We start from the raw sequence: 15,206 nt of genomic DNA, 5'->3' as shown, positions 1-15,206 counted from the left end.
GATAGAGGGCAGGAGTTTGTATGCCGAAAAAGGACGCCATTGAGGTGGAGGGCAAAGTTCTCGAGGCGCTACCTAATGCTATGTTCCGGGTCGAGCTGGCTAGCGGACATAGGGTACTTGCTCATATCTCTGGCAAGCTTCGCCTAAACTTCATTAAGATAGTCGCTGGAGATCGTGTTCTTGTCGAGTTATCACCGTATGATCTGACCCGTGGACGAATCACCTATCGTCTTAAGTGAATTGACAAAATACATCCATTTTATGTAAAATATCCCAGAATTCCGTCAGTAAACAAGGAACAAATGAAAGTACAAGCATCAGTTAAGCCACGTTGTGAAAAATGTAAGATTGTGCGCCGCAAAGGGACTGTGGTGATCATCTGTTCAAATCCCAAACACAAGCAGAAACAAGGATAGTGATAGACTCAATTGTTCACCACAGCACATCTACTGATGGACAATCGAATGTATTAGGGGTTTATTACTTTCTATGAGAGAGGGAAGGAATGGCTAGAATCGCTGGGGTTGACATCCCTAGGGATAAGCGAGTAGAAATTGCTTTGCACTATATCTACGGTATAGGGCCAACATTGAGCAAACAAATCCTGGAGCGCACGCAGGTAAATCCAGATACACGAGTAAAGGACCTAACGGAGGAAGAGATAGGACGTATTCGCGATCTTATTGACCGTGAGTATAAAGTCGAGGGCGATTTACGGCGTGAGGTCAACCTCAACATCAAGCGCTTAATGGAGATAGGTTGCTACCGCGGGATCCGCCACCGCAGGGGACTACCCGTTCGTGGACAGCGGACCCGTACCAACGCCCGTACTAGGCGCGGACCAAGGAAGACTGTAGCCGGGCGGCGCAAGGCCACCGCAAAGAAATAAATCCAACACTCAGCGATCGATGCTCAAGAGCCCCGTCTGGGCTCTCTTAGTAATTCCAGAGATTATTCTATATAAACCCGCTGAATCAAAAACAGGCTTTAAAGAATTCTTGATAATTCCCTTTCGGGGATAGGATGCGAGAGGAGTTGGAATGGCTGAGCGAAGAAAAGGGGCACGGCCACGACGCCGTGTGCGGAAACAGATACCTGTCGGCCGAGCATACATCCAATCTACCTTCAATAACACTATTGTTACCATCACCGATCCTAACGGAAACGTTATCACCTGGAGCAGCAGTGGAGGAGCGGGCTTTAAGGGTTCCCGCAAGAGTACCCCCTACGCTGCCGGCGTGGCTGCAGAGAAGGCCGCTAGACAGGCAATGGAACACGGGATGCGGCAAGTCGACGTTTTCGTCAAGGGTCCCGGCTCTGGACGTGAAGCAGCCATCCGCTCGTTGCAAGCCGCCGGCTTAGCCGTCACTGCTATCACGGACGTCACGCCTATACCTCACAACGGTTGTCGTCCACCAAAAAGACGGAGAGTATAAGAACAGTTCGGAGCATAACCAGGAGGGCTAGAGGTAAGCTCAAGATAGAAAGCATTATTGCATCCCTCTTGGACTGTAACGCGAGGAGGCATAATGAGTAGATATACCGGTCCGGCATGTAAAATTTGCCGAAGAGCAGGCACTAAGTTGCTGCTTAAAGGAAATCGTTGTTTTACGCCGAAATGCGCTGTGGAGCCGAATAAGCGTCCCTATCCACCAGGGCGACAAGTTCAACGCCGGCATAAGGTTTCCGAATACGGCCTACAACTACAAGAGAAACAGAAGGTTAAATATATATATGGTGTCCTAGAGCGACAGTTCCGCAAGCACCTTGACGCTGCTAAAAGGCGGCCAGGTGCTGCCGGAGAAAATCTATTGCAATTATTAGAATCCAGATTGGATAACGTCATCTTTAGGCTTGGCTTTGCCGAATCTCGGCGCCAGGCTCGTCAACTAATTAGACATGGACACTTTTCCGTCAATGGTAAGAAAACCGATATCCCCTCTTACATCGTCAAACCGGGAGACGTCATCGCTATCCGAGAAAACAGCCGAGAAACGGAGTATTTTAAAGCTCTACAGCAAGAGATCCCACATAAATCCGCACCTACCTGGCTAAGCCTTGATCCAATTACGTTATCTGGACGAGTGCTATCTGCCCCAACGCGTTCGGACATCGATGCCAGCATTCAAGAGCACTTAATTATTGAGTACTACTCGCGGTAGACGGTTAAAGGGATATGGTGGGTCAGACGACCCCACCCGACCTTTCTGTCACCGCCTAAGGAGGCTGACTCTAGTTGATTGACATAGTTTTGCCTAAGACACAGGTTGTAACTACTTCAGAGAACTACGGCTGCTACCAGATCGAACCCCTTGAGCCAGGCTTTGGCATAACCATCGGTAATGCGATGCGCCGTGTCTTGCTCTCAGCGCTTCCTGGCGCTGCCATAACTTCGCTAAAGATAGATAACGTGTATCATGAGTTCTCTGGTATACCTCACGTGAGTGAAGATGTAATCGAGATTATAATGAATATTAAGCAGCTGCGATTGCGCTGCTTTTCGGATCATCCGGTACAATTGTTCCTCGAAGCCACCGGCGCTGGAAAGGTCACCGCAGCTGACCTGATCTGCCCGCCTGAGGTAGAAATCGTCAATCCCGAGTTACACATTGCCACGCTCGACTCAGACGAGGCTAGGCTGCACATGGAGCTCACAGCCGAGCGGGGAAGGGGATATGTCCCAGCCGATGACCGTTCTGGATCAGAAATCGGAGTCATACCAGTCGACGCTATCTATACCCCTGTTAAAAAAGCAAACTTTAAAGTCGAACGTAGACGTGTCGGTCAAATAACGGATTATGACCGCCTGATACTGGAAGTCTGGACAGACGGAACCATCGCGCCAGATGAAGCGATTGCTCAGGCAGCCCAAATCCTTATAAAGAACCTAACTGTGCTTGAGGAGCTTGGTGCTAAACCGATAACGCGTCTCGAAAAGCCCCTTCTGAGACCTGCAAGTATCCCTCCTAAAGTCTATGACATACCCATCGAAGACTTGGATCTCAGCATACGGGCTCATAATTGCCTAAAGCGGGCGGGGATCACCAAGGTCGGCCAGGTTCTAGAAATGACCAAGGAAGACCTGTTGCATGTGCGAAACTTTGGTCACAAGTCCTATGAGGAGTTGCGTGACCGATTAGCGGTCAGAGGACTCTTAGACGGCTCACGCTTGGCCGCGAGCGCCTTGGCCGAGGTTCCAAAAGAAGAAATGGCTGAAGAAGAGGCCGTGCCCCCGACGACTACACAAGAAGAAGCCATCATAGCTCCAGAAGAAATCCCTGAAGCTGTTGCTATGACAGAGGAATATGTTCCCGAAGCGGAAGAGGAGGAATACCCGCTAGTTTACGAAGAGGAGGAAGAGGAGGGGAAGCATAGGGGGCGTCGAGCCCGAAGGAAGGAGCTGCGAAAATGAGGCATAGAATTGCAGGCCGCAAGCTTAACCGACCAACAAGTCAGCGACTTGCTTTGTTACGAAACCTGGTAACAGACCTCTTCCGATACGAGCGAATCAGAACAACCGAAGCCAAGGCAGAAGAGGCTCGGCGTCAAGCTGAGAAAATGATTACCCTGGCTAAGAGAGGCGATCTACACGCCCGCCGCCAGGCCCTAGCCTATATCTATGACCCGAAAATCGTTGAAAAGCTCTTTGCGGTGATCGCACCCAAGTATGTTGAGAGGCAAGGGGGATACACACGCATCATTAAGTTGGGACCACGCCTAGGCGATGCAGCTCCAATGGCCCAAATCGAATTGGTCGAATAGGTTGAGAGAGTAGGGAGATTACGCAAAGTACAACCTGCAACCCTATATTATGAATAATGTGATGCTGGTTGTAGAATACGACGGTAGCGGCTATTGTGGGTTTCAGCTGCAACGAGGACTGCCAACAATACAGGGTGAACTGGAGCAAGCACTTTCACAGATAACCGGAGAGCGAATCCGCGTCATTGGAGCTGGACGCACAGATGCCGGTGTTCACGCCGCCGGCCAGGTAGTCAATTTCAAGACCGCCTCCAAACTGGAACCGGAAGTGTTTATCAGGGCTCTCAAGAGCCTTATTCCGCGGGATATAGTCGTTAAGGAGGCCAAACAGGTTCCGACAAACTTTCACGCCCGACACAGCGCACGCAATCGTGAGTATCGCTATGTGATCCTTAACCGTCCGTTCCCGTCGGCGCTAGTGAGACACCTCGTTTATCACTATCGCCATCCACTGAATGTCGAGGCGATGTGTAAGGCGTGCCAATTATTGGTAGGTACACACGACTTCGCCTCTTTCAGCAAAGGTACCAATGCGGTCAATACGGTACGCCAAGTTCAGCGTGCTGATTGCAAAAAAGACGGCGATAAGATATATATAGACCTGGAAGCTAACGCCTTTTTGCCACATATGGTAAGGAATATCGTTGGCACTCTGCTCTGGGTGGGTGGGGGCAAATTGGACATAGCCGGCTTCGAAAATATTCTACTTGCCCGCGATAGGACCCTAGCTGGACCGACCGCTCCTGCCCATGGATTATGCCTGATCAGAGTGAATTACTAGAGTTCTAGAATTGTAAAAGCAACAAAAGGGGAGTCCCGAATGAAAACACATGCGGTAAAGGCTTCAGAAATTAAGCGTCAGTGGTATGTCATCGATGCAACCGGTCAAACGCTCGGGCGTCTGGCCACTAGGATCGCTCAGATATTGAAGGGAAAACATAAGCCCATCTACAGCTCGCATCTGGATGCCGGTGATTATGTGATCGTGATCAACGCCAGTAAGATCAAAACTACCGGAAAGAAACTCACCCAAAAAATATATTATCGTCACTCCGGCTATCCCGGAGGATTAAAAAGCGAAAGCTTGGGCAGCCTCCTGACACGGAAACCAAGACGTGTAATAGAGATGGCTGTGCGAGGTATGCTTCCTCATAATACCTTGGGTAGGGCCATGTTCAAGAAACTAAAGGTTTATGAGGGTAACTCGCATCCGCATCAGTCCCAGATGCCCAAGGAGTTAAAAATGGAAGCTGATGGAAAGATACGAATAACAGAGGAGCTAAAACTATAATATGAATGATAAAGTGGATGATAAAGCCTACCATTACGGTACAGGACGACGTAAAACAGCCATAGCTCGCGTTAGACTGTATCCAGGAGACGGCCAAATTACAATTAACGACAAGCCGCTGGAGGGGGTTTTCCCTCGCAAGGCCTGGCAAGTGCTGATTCAGCAGCCACTGCATTTAACGGATATGGCCGACAAGATCAACGTCATAGCCAAGGTCGCCGGGGGAGGATGCTCTGGACAAGCAGAGGCCATTAGGCACGGTATAGCCCGTGCTCTGACTCAGTTGAACGATAGTTTGCGCCCTCTCCTACGCCAGGCTGGACTATTAACACGCGACCCCCGAGCGAAAGAGCGGAAAAAATACGGTCTAAAACGGGCCCGAAAGGCACCGCAATACACGAAACGTTAAAGCACCCAATCCTCAAACTACGCTCAAGTTTATTCGTGGCGGTGTGCTAAGGGTATTGTGAATCTTGCAGTGTTCAGCCGAACGTACGAGCCGCATCTTCTCCTTGTCACTCAGTCCGTCGGCGATCTTCATAGTAATATTTATCTGGCTAATCCTGGTTGGGGCCAACAATACTTCATCCTCTAAAGCCAGCTCCAACCCGCCGAGCTGGAATTCTTGGTTTCTGGCCAAACCCACGATGTTCGCCATCATGCACGCCCCCAGGGCCAAAAGCAACAATTCCGTGGGACGAAAGCCGGTGTTCTGACCCCCTCCATCCAAACCTTGATCGATGACCAAGGCATGCTCATTGGCCACGCCCAGGAACTGCATCCCCTCGATTTGACGCAAGGTTACGCGCATATTACCCTCCTGCTCTTCGATCAATCTCTCGACCACTGTATCAGAATATGTTTAATGGGGACCCCTGGCCAGGATTCTAGGGACTTCCCCCAACCCATTTTTTCCTCATAAGTCCCCCAAGATTGGGGTTCAGAGGCCGATAGTGCCGCTCAACACCCTCTATCAAGATGCGGTATGGATCAGATTAGCTGTAAAGGAGCGAAATTCAGCGAGAGCCGCTTTACACCTACATCGTGAAAAGCTACGGTCACCTCTTCGTCACCTCCGACTATGGTGCTGCTCACGACAACGCCCTCACCAAACTTCGCATGCTTCACCCTATCGCCGGACTTGAACCTAGGAGCTCCCTCATTTCGTGTCTCTGGTGCAACCACCCTCAACGCTTCCTCTGACTCATAGCCCAGACCCTTGTTCGCCGGCGCTGCCTCTTTTAGCAGGTGGGACGGAATATCGGCCAAAAATCGAGAGGGCGCATTACGCATTGGAGCACCATAGAGGGTACGTCGAAAGGCATAGACCAGATACAGACGCTGCATAGCCCGCGTCATGCCAACGTAGCATAAACGTCGTTCCTCCTCCATCGCCGCGGGGTCATCAAAGGAACGGCTATGAGGACAGATCCCCTCCTCCATACCAACAATAAAGACGACCGGAAACTCCAAACCCTTAGCGGCATGCAAGGTGATCAGCGTAACCGCGCTTGCTTTCTCGTCGTAATTATCTACCTCCGAGACCAGAGCTACCTCTTCAAGAAATCTGGCTAATCCGACTCTTGGTTGAAGGTCCCGGTAAGCTGCAGCCACCGAGGCTAGCTCCCTAATGTTCTCCCAACGCTCTTCACCTTCTTCCGTCCCATCCCGTATCATTTCGGCGTAACCAGACTTTGCTAATAATAGATCCATCAGCTCCACCAGGTTCAACTGCTGACTGGCGGCAATCAACTCCTCAAACAGATGCAGAAGATTAAGGAGCACATGCTCGGTGCGTGTACCAAAAGGGCTCTCCGGCCGATTGAAACGAGGACGTCCAGATGCCTCGGTCCCTTCCTGCTCACCCCGCAACAGCCGGAGGGCAGCAAGAGAGGGCAAACCAACCTGGCGTGACCAACGATCAAGCTCCAGCAACGTTTTTTGACCTAAACCTCGCCCCGGTACGTTAATTATCCGATTCAAGCTGACCGTATCGTATGAGTTATAAATAACACGTAAGTATGCCAGTATATCCTTTACCTCTTTGCGCTCATAGAAGCGCGTTGCCCCAACTAATTTATAGGGCAGTCTGTATCGCAAAAATGTCTCCTCTAGAACCCGCGATTGGGCATTAGTGCGATACATTACTGCACAGTCGCGCGGCTGAAGAGAGTCCCGAGTAACTAGACGCTCGATCTCTCTGGCTACATAGCCAGCTTCCTCCTGTTCATCGTAGGCCTCAAAGATGGTCACGGGCTGCCCCTCTTCGTTGCTTGTCCAGAGATTCTTCTCTTTACGCATACGGTTTACGGTGATCACCTGGCGAGCAGCAGTCAAAATAGTTTTAGTAGAACGATAATTCTGTTCAAGACGAATCACCCGCGCATCAGGGAAGTCGCTCTCGAAATTCAGGATATTGCGAATATCCGCCTGGCGCCAGCCATAGATGGACTGATCCTCATCGCCTACTACACAGATATTACGATGCTTAGCAGCTAGAAGCTTCACCAGAACATACTGAGCGATGTTAGTATCCTGAAACTCGTCTACGAGGATGTGGACGTAGCGTCTTTGATAGCGCTCAAGCACATCAGGACTCTCCCGGAATAGACGTACTGTTGTCATCAGCAGATCATCAAAGTCAAGTCCCTTATTTTGGAGCAACAGCTCCTGATAGCGCTTATAAACACGGGCTACGATCTCCTCCCAATAAGTGCGTGCCTGCTCGGCGTATTCCCAGTAATTTCGCAACTCACTCTTGGCCGCCGAAATATAGCTTTGTAGCGCTCGTAGCTGATATTTCTTCTCATCAAGATTCATTTCCCTCAATACCTGCTTGATAAGAGCGATCTGATCGTCGTCATCATAAATGACGAAGTGCAGATCTAAGCCTATACTCTGGCCCTCCCGACGAAGGATGCGGGCGCAAATAGCGTGAAAGGTGCCCAGTGTCAGATTTTCAATGCTATGGGGGACCAACTGGGTCAAACGGTTAAGCATTTCCTGGGCAGCCTTATTGGTGAATGTAACAGCCATAATGTTGTGGGGGTTAAGACCGCAGACCAGAACTAAATAGGCGATACGATGGGTGATCACTCTGGTTTTGCCTGAACCAGGGCCCGCAAGAATGAGAAGCGGTCCAGCTATAGACTCCACAGCCTGCCGCTGGGCCGCATTGAGAGAGGCAAGGATATCCATATTCACTCCTAGCCGTGACTGGCAACCAAATTATAACACTTTGATCCTCCGTCCAGCAACAAACGTCGAGAAAATATTGAACTAAGGGAGGTTCCAAGGGGGCGTCCGCCGAAGGCGGACCTTCGGCGGACGGCGGATCTGGGGATGTGCCCCAACAGAGATAGAGAATCAACCCCGTGATATAATAAATCCACAATCGGGAATGAAAATCAAAAGGGGCAGTGGAGCATCCACTCAGGTCCAAGTGGACGGAGGAGACCTTAATGAGGGTGAACAATAAAGCCCTACGTGTCTATACACTCTTATTGGGGCAATACGGCCAGCACCAATGGCGACCCCATCACGACACATTAAGTGAGCTGATCCTTACGATTCTCTCGCAAAACACAGCCGATACAAACTCTCACCGTGCATTCCAGCAACTGATCAAGACCTTCCCTTCCTGGGAGGCTGTATTAAGGGCTGATGAGGCCGCCCTCGCTCAATCTATCAAGGTCAGCGGATTAGCCAACATCAAGGCAAGACGCATTCAGGGCTGTCTACATCAACTTTGGACAAGAAGCGGAGAGCTCAGCCTTAGGTTTCTCCAGGATATGGACGCGAAACAAGCACAAGAATGGTTGCGCTCAATGAAGGGGGTCGGGCCAAAGACAGCGGCCTGCGTTCTCCTATTTTCCCTGGGACGGCCCGTTATGCCCGTAGACACTCACATCCATCGGATCAGTAAACGATTAGGGCTCGTGGGAGATCGGGCCTCGCCGGAGCAAACGCAAGCCGCCCTTGAACAAACACTCCCAGCGGAGGCAATCTATAGCTTTCACCTGAACACGATCGCCCACGGTCGTCTCATCTGCACGGCCCAACGGCCAAAATGTCCGATTTGTATCCTAAAACCTGAATGCGATAGCCAGCAGCCATCACCGGATAAATACCCAACCTAACTATCTTGGTACAACGCTCACGGGATTCCAATGAGGATCTTTACCTTCGACCATCCGTCGCAGATTGCTTCCATCCACGTCCACGACCGAGAGGTACATTTGCCTCGTCTGACCAACTCCCTTTATCCTTACCAAAGCCAACCGTTTTCCATCCGGAGCCCAAGAGGGCGAAGCGACGCTTAACCCGGATCGCTCATCCCCGATATCGGTTTTCGTCCCAGTTGTCAGATCCCGAATGATCACATGGTTGATACCGCTAGCCGGAAGGGATTCATAGGCCAGACCTCGTCCCTTAGGCGACCAAGACGGTCGACCGAAGCCCCCCTCGTAGTTGAAATCAAGTATCGTTAAATCTTTAGCCTTGTCCGTTATGATCCCGATCAAACCAGTATGCCCTAGAGCCATAAAAGCGATAATCTTACCATCGCTGGACCAGGCCGGGTAACGCAAGCTAATCGTTCCCGGTGTAAAGGGAAAGTTATACTTACTTAGGTCAGCAGGGATATCCTTGACTCCTACCAGCTCCCACTCGTTTTTACCTTGCGTGTTAATCAGGTGAACGCTATTGTTCTGCCTATAACCACCACCTGGTTCTAGCTCACCATTTGTGGCGAAGGCCAGGCGCAATCCCTCCGGAGACCAGGCGGGGTCCAGACCATCAGCTATCTTCCTTTGCCCTCCTCCATCCGTGGCCGTCAGCCAAATTTCGGCCGCATCACGCTCATCAATCTTTCCATCACCCGTGTTATCAGCACGTCGCGTGTAGGCTATCCAGCTCCCCCTCGGGGACCAAACAGGTTGGGAGTCAACTACATTATTATGGGTTAGCCGTTTTTCATCGCGGCCATCCGCTCCAATTAGATATATCTCAGAATTGGCGCCACTACCGCGCACGAAGACGATATAACGTCCATCCGGAGACCACTGGGGCGATGAACATCCTCCATCGAACGTCAAGCGCCTTGCCTGCGTTCCATCACTGGCCGACACCCAAATATCACCATCACGCACGAAGGCCAGCTCGCCTCCGCTGGCGGGGCGTGGTGTCGTAAGGAGAACTGCGGTAGGCGTGGGAAAGGGCACAAGGATAGGGGTCCTGGTAGGCGTAAGAATAGGCATAATTGTTAGCGAAGGGGTAGCCACCAAAGATGGTGTCGCCGTGGCTACCTGGGGAGGTACGGTGGTAGCAGCTGGTGTCACGGCCAAGGCGACCTCGGTAGGCTTCGACAGCGGTGGTGGAAAGAGGTTAAGGCGACAGCCCTGAACGATCGTGCTTCCGACCAGAAGGGCAAAACAAAGAACGATGATTTTGGGATTCCCCTCCCCTCTCAATGGTAAACATCTTCTGAGATAGTCAGCCATCCCTTAACCCTTTCAATATATCCGGACAATCTACCACAATACCATCCACACCAAGATCTCTTAACTTCTTTATGTCAAGTGTATCTCGCCCACCCCAGGGGTTGATGCTCAAGCCAGACCGATGGCACTCTTCTACGACCACCCTATCTACCATACTCCAATGGGGAAAGACCGCCTCCGCTCGGGCCAAACGAGCCGCAGCTACCGTGTCAACAAGCCTCCCCACATAGATTATTCCCGTCTTTATTCCCTCACCCTTCTCCTTCACTTTTTTAACCGTCAGATGATCGAATGAGGTTATGATAATCTCCTCATTCATCTTGTGCCTCTTGACCAGATCAACAATTCTCACCTCCAGACCATCGTACCAGATCGGTCCATTCTTAATCTCAATGACCAGACCGATCCTCCCCTTCGCCCAGACGAGCACCTCCTCCAATGTGGGGATACGCTCTCGCGCAAATTGAGAACCAAACCAAGAGCCTGCATCAAGCTGGACGATGGCATCAAGAGATTTATCCTTAACGTAGCCCGAGCCGGTAGTGGTGCGCTCCAGCCTGACATCGTGGATGACTACAGGTACCCCATCCTTTGTCATATGGACATCGAGTTCCACTAAGTCAGCACCCAAGTCGAGCGCCTTTTGGAATGATGCCATCGTGTTCTCAGGGACATATCCCATAGCACCGCGATGGCCAATGATACCGGGATGCTTCTTCAGGAGATGATTCAACATTAATTCGGGTCCTCCTCAGTCTATCATAGCGCTTTATCCCTCCAGACCGCCCCATCGCCGCTGGAGGAATAGAAGAGGTAGCGGGGATTGCTGCAGACGGTGGACTACAGGACGAATTAATAATACGGAGGCTAGCCAAAAATGATCTGTGAACCCTCCGCTGTTTTAACCACATCGATACGCACAGGGAAGGCATCTTTTAGTTCATCAACATGGGTGATGACCAGAATCTTATCAAAATCATCACGGATGCTGTTGATCGCCTCCACCAGCCGCTCTCGTCCGCTGGTATCCTGCGTTCCGAAGCCCTCGTCTATAACCAAAGTTTGTAGACGTGCCCCCGCCCGCCGAGCCAGCAATTTGCTAAGAGCTATCCTGATAGCGAAGTTCACCCGAAAGGCCTCACCGCCACTGTAGAGCTCATAGCTACGCGTGCCCAGCTCATCCGCTATCTTTATATCCAGGGTCTCGATCACGCCATCACCAGACCTCGTATCACGCTGTGTCTCAAAGGTAACGTGCATCCGGTTATCAGTCATTCTGGATAGGAGCGCATTGGCCTCAGCCTCTATCTCAGGGATGGCATTCTCAATCATGATAGCTTGGATACCCTTCTTACCGAAGGCCAAGGTCAAGTCATCACATATAGACTTCTCCTCGATCACCCTGGCTGAAGCCACCACTTTTATCTGGCGCTGTTCCTCCAGGTATCGACAATGATTAAGCATCTGCTGGGTCTGTCCCAAGCGCTGTCGGGCATCGGCCTGTTGTCTTAATAACAAATCGAGATTCTTTTCAGTCTCACTAAGCCGTTCCGATAGAGAAGGTAAGGCGGCTAATTCTTGCTCAATGCGTTCCTTAGCCTGCAAATCAGAGGCCAGCATCTGGCGCCAGCGCCCTTCAGTTTTTCGGGTCTGCTCTAAGGCACCCTGCTCCTGAACAAGGGAGTGCTCGGCCAGCATCAGCTTTGACCTTAGATCTTCGTATTTTCGCAGACCACCCAGCTCATCCCTCACCCGGTCGTGTTGGTCCTTATCATAGCCAATCTTCGCCAGATCGTTCTGTAGAGCGGCCAGCGCCTCCTGCTCAGCTAAGGCGTACTCAGAACGTGCCAGCTGCCCCCTCAGCCACTCGAGCTGCTCCTGTTCAAGGGCAATTTGCTTGCTTGCTTCTTCTGCATCAATCAAATTTTTTTCTAACGCAACCGCTTTACGCTGGAGAGCCTCTTTTTCACGCAAGGCGCTCTCTATCACCCCAATGTGCTTTTGCACCTGCTCAATCTGCCGCACCAAATCTCTCACACGAGACTGATTATTTCGGTACCCCTCCTCATACCTCTGCTGCTCCATCTCGAACTTGCTTATGAGACGCTCTCGGCCGTCCTCCCCCAGGCTGCTTTCACATACGGGGCAGACTGCAGCGGCTGTCTTGAGCATATTCCGTTTTTCCTTTAGTTCCCCTATTTCCTGTTGGATCAGGACGTTTCTCTCCTTCAGGGCTTTGATCTCACTCTCCTCAGATTGCCGAAGATCACGGTTGCGATCCCGCTCAGCTTCCAGGCCAGCCAGAGCCTCGAGTTTTTGCTTAGTCACCTGTAGTTCCTGCTGCCAGACGGATGTTTGTTCACACTTTTTCTGTAGAGCAGCGATGGTGTTAGTGCGAAGTTGTTGCCCAGCCAGCAATTGGCTCCTCTTCTCGCTGATTACCTTCTCCAAGTTCGCTTTCTGCTCACTTAATTTGGCCCACTGAGCCAGCTTAGCGTTAAGGTCATCGCTCATCTCTTTCAGCTGGACGAATCTATGATAGCCATCCTCAATCATCTTCTTCTCGGCAATGATCCTCTGATACTCGCCGATTTTTCTCTCGTGCTCATCGATCCGCCTTTCGGTCTCGGCCAGGTCGTGTTGGGCTTGTCTTACTCTGAATTCAATTTCTTCCCTTTGCTTCACCTTAAGATCCAGCTGATTCTTCTTTTCCCGCAGCTCAGCCAGCTCCTGCCCCACAGATTTAACCGCCTCCTCCAGGTCCCTCAACTGTTGTTGGACGGCCTCCAATGCTACCTCATATTCAGGCTTACGGGATAGCTCTAAATCGATCTGTTCGATAGCGCTGGCCAGCTCACGGCGCTCCGTCTCGCAGCGCCTTGACTGCTCTCTCGACCTCTCCTCCAGCTGATCATAAAAGCTGAGCCCAAGTATCTCGGCAAGCACCTTCTTGCGCTCAGCCGGTGGTTTAACAGTAAACTCATCTGCTCGGCCTTGCAATATGAAGGCAGAGTTGATGAAAGTCTCGTATTCTATACGCAAAACATCGCTGATTTTTCGCTGCGTATCCTGGATGGTATTGCCAGTGATCGGGACATAGCCATCTCGGCTATAAATTTGAAACTCCAGGTGCGGCAGGCTTCGTTTACCCTTCAAGCTCCGCTTCCGGATAAGGCGATAGCGATTATCCTCCAACTCGAACTCGAACTCCACCTCCATCTCCGTCTTGCCGATATGGATAAGCTCATCATCATTCTTAGAGCGGGCCTTGCCCCAAAGGGCCCACGTTATGGCATCCAGCAGCGCCGACTTGCCATGTCCGTTATCACCAGCTAAGCAGGCTATATGAATGCCATCCAAGACGAGTGGGGCCACGTTGTCCGTATAGCACATAAAATTACGTAATTGCAATCGCAAAGGAATCATTGCATCCCTTCCTGTATGATCTTATCCGCATAATCCAGCAGGATTTTCAGCCGCTCTGGGGAGGGCGGGCTACTCCTGCTCCTCAAATAACACTCCAGGGCTTCAAGGGGTGTCATTCCCTCTATCAATCGGCCACCAAACAGAGTCCGACGCTCGCGCTGGACTATTTTCCGAACGGCCGCCACGTAATAGGCGTCCCTTAAAGCATGGCGAACCTCCTTATAAGGAATAAGCGCTTCCTTCTCCGCCGACGTGTGAATCCAAACACGCACTATAGCACCACGAACATCCTCCCCTTCGATGGCTTGCAGCACCTGCTGTAGGGGATTATCACCATAAGCCGATACCTCGATGGTAACGAACCGTCGCGCAGACACAGGGATAAATTGGAAATCAGCCGACCCCCTCTCCAGGTCCACGATCACGAAGCCCTTCTCCTCCTTCGCCTCGCCAAAGTCTATCCGTTCAAGGCTGCCAGCATAGACCATTAAGGGATGATTGCTCAAAACCTGGTGTTTATGCACGTGTCCAAGGGCCACGTAGTCGAAGGCAGGGCTAGCCAGTTCGCTTCTTGGCAGAACCACATCCTGCCCAAGCATTACGCTCTTCTCCGAGCTCCAGGTTGCCCCCATCACGGATAGGTGAGCGGCTAAAATGGTAGGAAGCGCTGGGTTGAGCTGGGAGACTGCGGTTCTGATAATAGTCTGGATCTTCTCAGCTATCAGACTGTTAATCTCATCCAATGTCTTGTTCTTATATTCCTCTTTACTCAGGATCAAGCTCCGCGTCACCCAGGGAAGGGCCACAAGCTGTAACGGCCCACGCCGCGTTTGGATGATGTGTGTATCCGGTTTGCTTCCAACGTAAACATTCTCTACGTCCAGCGTCTTAAAGATATCTACAGTATTAGCCCGTCCCGCAGACAGCGGCACATCGTGATTTCCGATTAACAGGAAGGTGGGAATTCCAGCAGCGGTCAAACGGCGGATACGCCTAGCAAATTCACGTTGATAAGTGGGATTAGGATCACGCGTTCGATAAGCATCTCCGGCAAAAAGAACAAAATCAACGTCGTTATGCAGAGCATACTCAATGGCCTCATCAAAAACGGCCGTGAAATCATGTAAACGACTACTGAGCCCAGTTGTCGTATCGAGCCGTCCATAAGTCTCGATGCCCAAGTGGATATCGGCGAGGTGCAGTAACCTGATCTTACCCAACGAACG

General features: G+C 51.1%; 16 protein-coding genes and 1 pseudogene. 11 read left to right on the top strand and 6 right to left on the bottom strand.

Annotation, left to right across the window (positions count from 1 at the left end):
* Positions 1 to 20 precede the first annotated feature (20 nt).
* From infA to rpsI, 10 genes and pseudogenes are all read left to right on the top strand, one after another.
* A complete protein-coding gene (gene infA / locus M1136_04755; protein ID MCL5074950.1) occupies positions 21 to 239 on the top strand; it encodes a translation initiation factor IF-1 in 219 nt (72 codons plus the stop codon).
* 63 nt (positions 240 to 302) lie between these two features.
* The gene (rpmJ, locus tag M1136_04750; GenBank protein MCL5074949.1) at positions 303 to 416 is read left to right on the top strand and encodes a 50S ribosomal protein L36; all 114 of its coding nucleotides are present in this window, start codon (positions 303 to 305) and stop codon (positions 414 to 416) included.
* Between the two features lie 89 nt (positions 417 to 505).
* The gene (rpsM, locus tag M1136_04745; GenBank protein MCL5074948.1) at positions 506 to 889 is read left to right on the top strand and encodes a 30S ribosomal protein S13; all 384 of its coding nucleotides are present in this window, start codon (positions 506 to 508) and stop codon (positions 887 to 889) included.
* A gap of 151 nt (positions 890 to 1,040) precedes the next feature.
* Positions 1,041 to 1,436 carry a 30S ribosomal protein S11 gene (gene rpsK / locus M1136_04740; protein ID MCL5074947.1) on the top strand — a complete coding sequence of 132 codons (396 nt, stop codon included), beginning with the start codon at positions 1,041 to 1,043 and terminating at the stop codon, positions 1,434 to 1,436.
* Positions 1,437 to 1,529: 93 nt separating this feature from the next.
* Positions 1,530 to 2,162, top strand: a complete 633-nt coding sequence (gene rpsD, locus M1136_04735; GenBank protein ID MCL5074946.1) for a 30S ribosomal protein S4 — start codon at positions 1,530 to 1,532, stop codon at positions 2,160 to 2,162.
* Between the two features lie 74 nt (positions 2,163 to 2,236).
* Positions 2,237 to 3,154 (top strand): annotated as a pseudogene (locus M1136_04730) (DNA-directed RNA polymerase subunit alpha).
* A gap of 266 nt (positions 3,155 to 3,420) precedes the next feature.
* Positions 3,421 to 3,762 (top strand): 50S ribosomal protein L17, encoded by a 342-nt coding sequence (gene rplQ / locus M1136_04725; protein MCL5074945.1) that lies wholly within the window; start codon positions 3,421 to 3,423, stop codon positions 3,760 to 3,762.
* Between the two features lie 61 nt (positions 3,763 to 3,823).
* Positions 3,824 to 4,543 (top strand): tRNA pseudouridine(38-40) synthase TruA, encoded by a 720-nt coding sequence (gene truA, locus M1136_04720; protein MCL5074944.1) that lies wholly within the window; start codon positions 3,824 to 3,826, stop codon positions 4,541 to 4,543.
* Between the two features lie 39 nt (positions 4,544 to 4,582).
* Entirely contained in the window at positions 4,583 to 5,053 is a 471-nt protein-coding gene (gene rplM, locus M1136_04715) for a 50S ribosomal protein L13 (protein ID MCL5074943.1), read from the top strand.
* 1 nt (position 5,054) lies between these two features.
* Complete coding sequence (rpsI, locus tag M1136_04710; protein MCL5074942.1) at positions 5,055 to 5,462, top strand: 30S ribosomal protein S9; 408 nt, start codon at positions 5,055 to 5,057, stop codon at positions 5,460 to 5,462.
* Positions 5,463 to 5,474: 12 nt separating this feature from the next.
* On the opposite strand, the gene M1136_04705 is transcribed toward rpsI, so the two are convergent.
* Complete coding sequence (locus tag M1136_04705) at positions 5,475 to 5,864, bottom strand: OsmC family protein (GenBank protein MCL5074941.1); 390 nt, start codon at positions 5,862 to 5,864, stop codon at positions 5,475 to 5,477.
* A gap of 179 nt (positions 5,865 to 6,043) precedes the next feature.
* Positions 6,044 to 8,251, bottom strand: coding sequence for a UvrD-helicase domain-containing protein (locus M1136_04700; protein ID MCL5074940.1), 2,208 nt, complete (start codon positions 8,249 to 8,251; stop codon positions 6,044 to 6,046).
* A gap of 263 nt (positions 8,252 to 8,514) precedes the next feature.
* Between M1136_04700 and M1136_04695 the strand changes: the two genes are divergently transcribed.
* Positions 8,515 to 9,192, top strand: a complete 678-nt coding sequence (locus M1136_04695) for an endonuclease III (protein MCL5074939.1) — start codon at positions 8,515 to 8,517, stop codon at positions 9,190 to 9,192.
* Here M1136_04695 and M1136_04690 read toward each other — a convergent pair whose 3' ends face one another.
* The 4 genes from M1136_04690 to M1136_04675 all read right to left on the bottom strand — a co-directional run bounded on the left by M1136_04690 (position 9,193) and on the right by M1136_04675 (position 15,200).
* The gene (locus M1136_04690) at positions 9,193 to 10,554 is read right to left on the bottom strand and encodes a hypothetical protein (protein ID MCL5074938.1); all 1,362 of its coding nucleotides are present in this window, start codon (positions 10,552 to 10,554) and stop codon (positions 9,193 to 9,195) included. It abuts the gene before it with no gap.
* Positions 10,547 to 11,290 (bottom strand): glycerophosphodiester phosphodiesterase, encoded by a 744-nt coding sequence (locus M1136_04685; protein ID MCL5074937.1) that lies wholly within the window; start codon positions 11,288 to 11,290, stop codon positions 10,547 to 10,549. Before M1136_04685 ends, M1136_04690 begins: the two co-directional genes overlap by 8 nt.
* A 131-nt stretch (positions 11,291 to 11,421) precedes the next feature.
* On the bottom strand, positions 11,422 to 13,980 hold the full coding sequence (locus tag M1136_04680) for an SMC family ATPase (protein ID MCL5074936.1): 2,559 nt from the start codon (positions 13,978 to 13,980) through the stop codon (positions 11,422 to 11,424).
* A complete protein-coding gene (locus M1136_04675; GenBank protein ID MCL5074935.1) occupies positions 13,977 to 15,200 on the bottom strand; it encodes an exonuclease SbcCD subunit D in 1,224 nt (407 codons plus the stop codon). The genes M1136_04680 and M1136_04675 overlap by 4 nt, the downstream gene beginning before the upstream one ends.
* Positions 15,201 to 15,206 lie beyond the last annotated feature (6 nt).

Source organism: Chloroflexota bacterium, assembly GCA_023475225.1.
GTDB lineage: Bacteria > Chloroflexota > UBA6077 > FW602-bin22 > JAMCVK01 > JAMCVK01.
This window is presented reverse-complemented; position numbering and strand designations above follow the sequence as displayed.

Coding starts and splice junctions, on each gene's coding strand:
- infA (MCL5074950.1), top strand. CDS start 21: ATGCCGAAAAAGGACGCCATTGAGGTGGAGGGCAAAGTTCTCGAGGCG.
- rpmJ (MCL5074949.1), top strand. CDS start 303: ATGAAAGTACAAGCATCAGTTAAGCCACGTTGTGAAAAATGTAAGATT.
- rpsM (MCL5074948.1), top strand. CDS start 506: ATGGCTAGAATCGCTGGGGTTGACATCCCTAGGGATAAGCGAGTAGAA.
- rpsK (MCL5074947.1), top strand. CDS start 1,041: ATGGCTGAGCGAAGAAAAGGGGCACGGCCACGACGCCGTGTGCGGAAA.
- rpsD (MCL5074946.1), top strand. CDS start 1,530: ATGAGTAGATATACCGGTCCGGCATGTAAAATTTGCCGAAGAGCAGGC.
- truA (MCL5074944.1), top strand. CDS start 3,824: ATGCTGGTTGTAGAATACGACGGTAGCGGCTATTGTGGGTTTCAGCTG.
- rplM (MCL5074943.1), top strand. CDS start 4,583: ATGAAAACACATGCGGTAAAGGCTTCAGAAATTAAGCGTCAGTGGTAT.
- rpsI (MCL5074942.1), top strand. CDS start 5,055: ATGAATGATAAAGTGGATGATAAAGCCTACCATTACGGTACAGGACGA.
- M1136_04705 (MCL5074941.1), bottom strand. CDS start 5,864: ATGCGCGTAACCTTGCGTCAAATCGAGGGGATGCAGTTCCTGGGCGTG.
- M1136_04700 (MCL5074940.1), bottom strand. CDS start 8,251: ATGGATATCCTTGCCTCTCTCAATGCGGCCCAGCGGCAGGCTGTGGAG.
- M1136_04695 (MCL5074939.1), top strand. CDS start 8,515: ATGAGGGTGAACAATAAAGCCCTACGTGTCTATACACTCTTATTGGGG.
- M1136_04690 (MCL5074938.1), bottom strand. CDS start 10,554: ATGGCTGACTATCTCAGAAGATGTTTACCATTGAGAGGGGAGGGGAAT.
- M1136_04685 (MCL5074937.1), bottom strand. CDS start 11,290: ATGTTGAATCATCTCCTGAAGAAGCATCCCGGTATCATTGGCCATCGC.
- M1136_04680 (MCL5074936.1), bottom strand. CDS start 13,980: ATGATTCCTTTGCGATTGCAATTACGTAATTTTATGTGCTATACGGAC.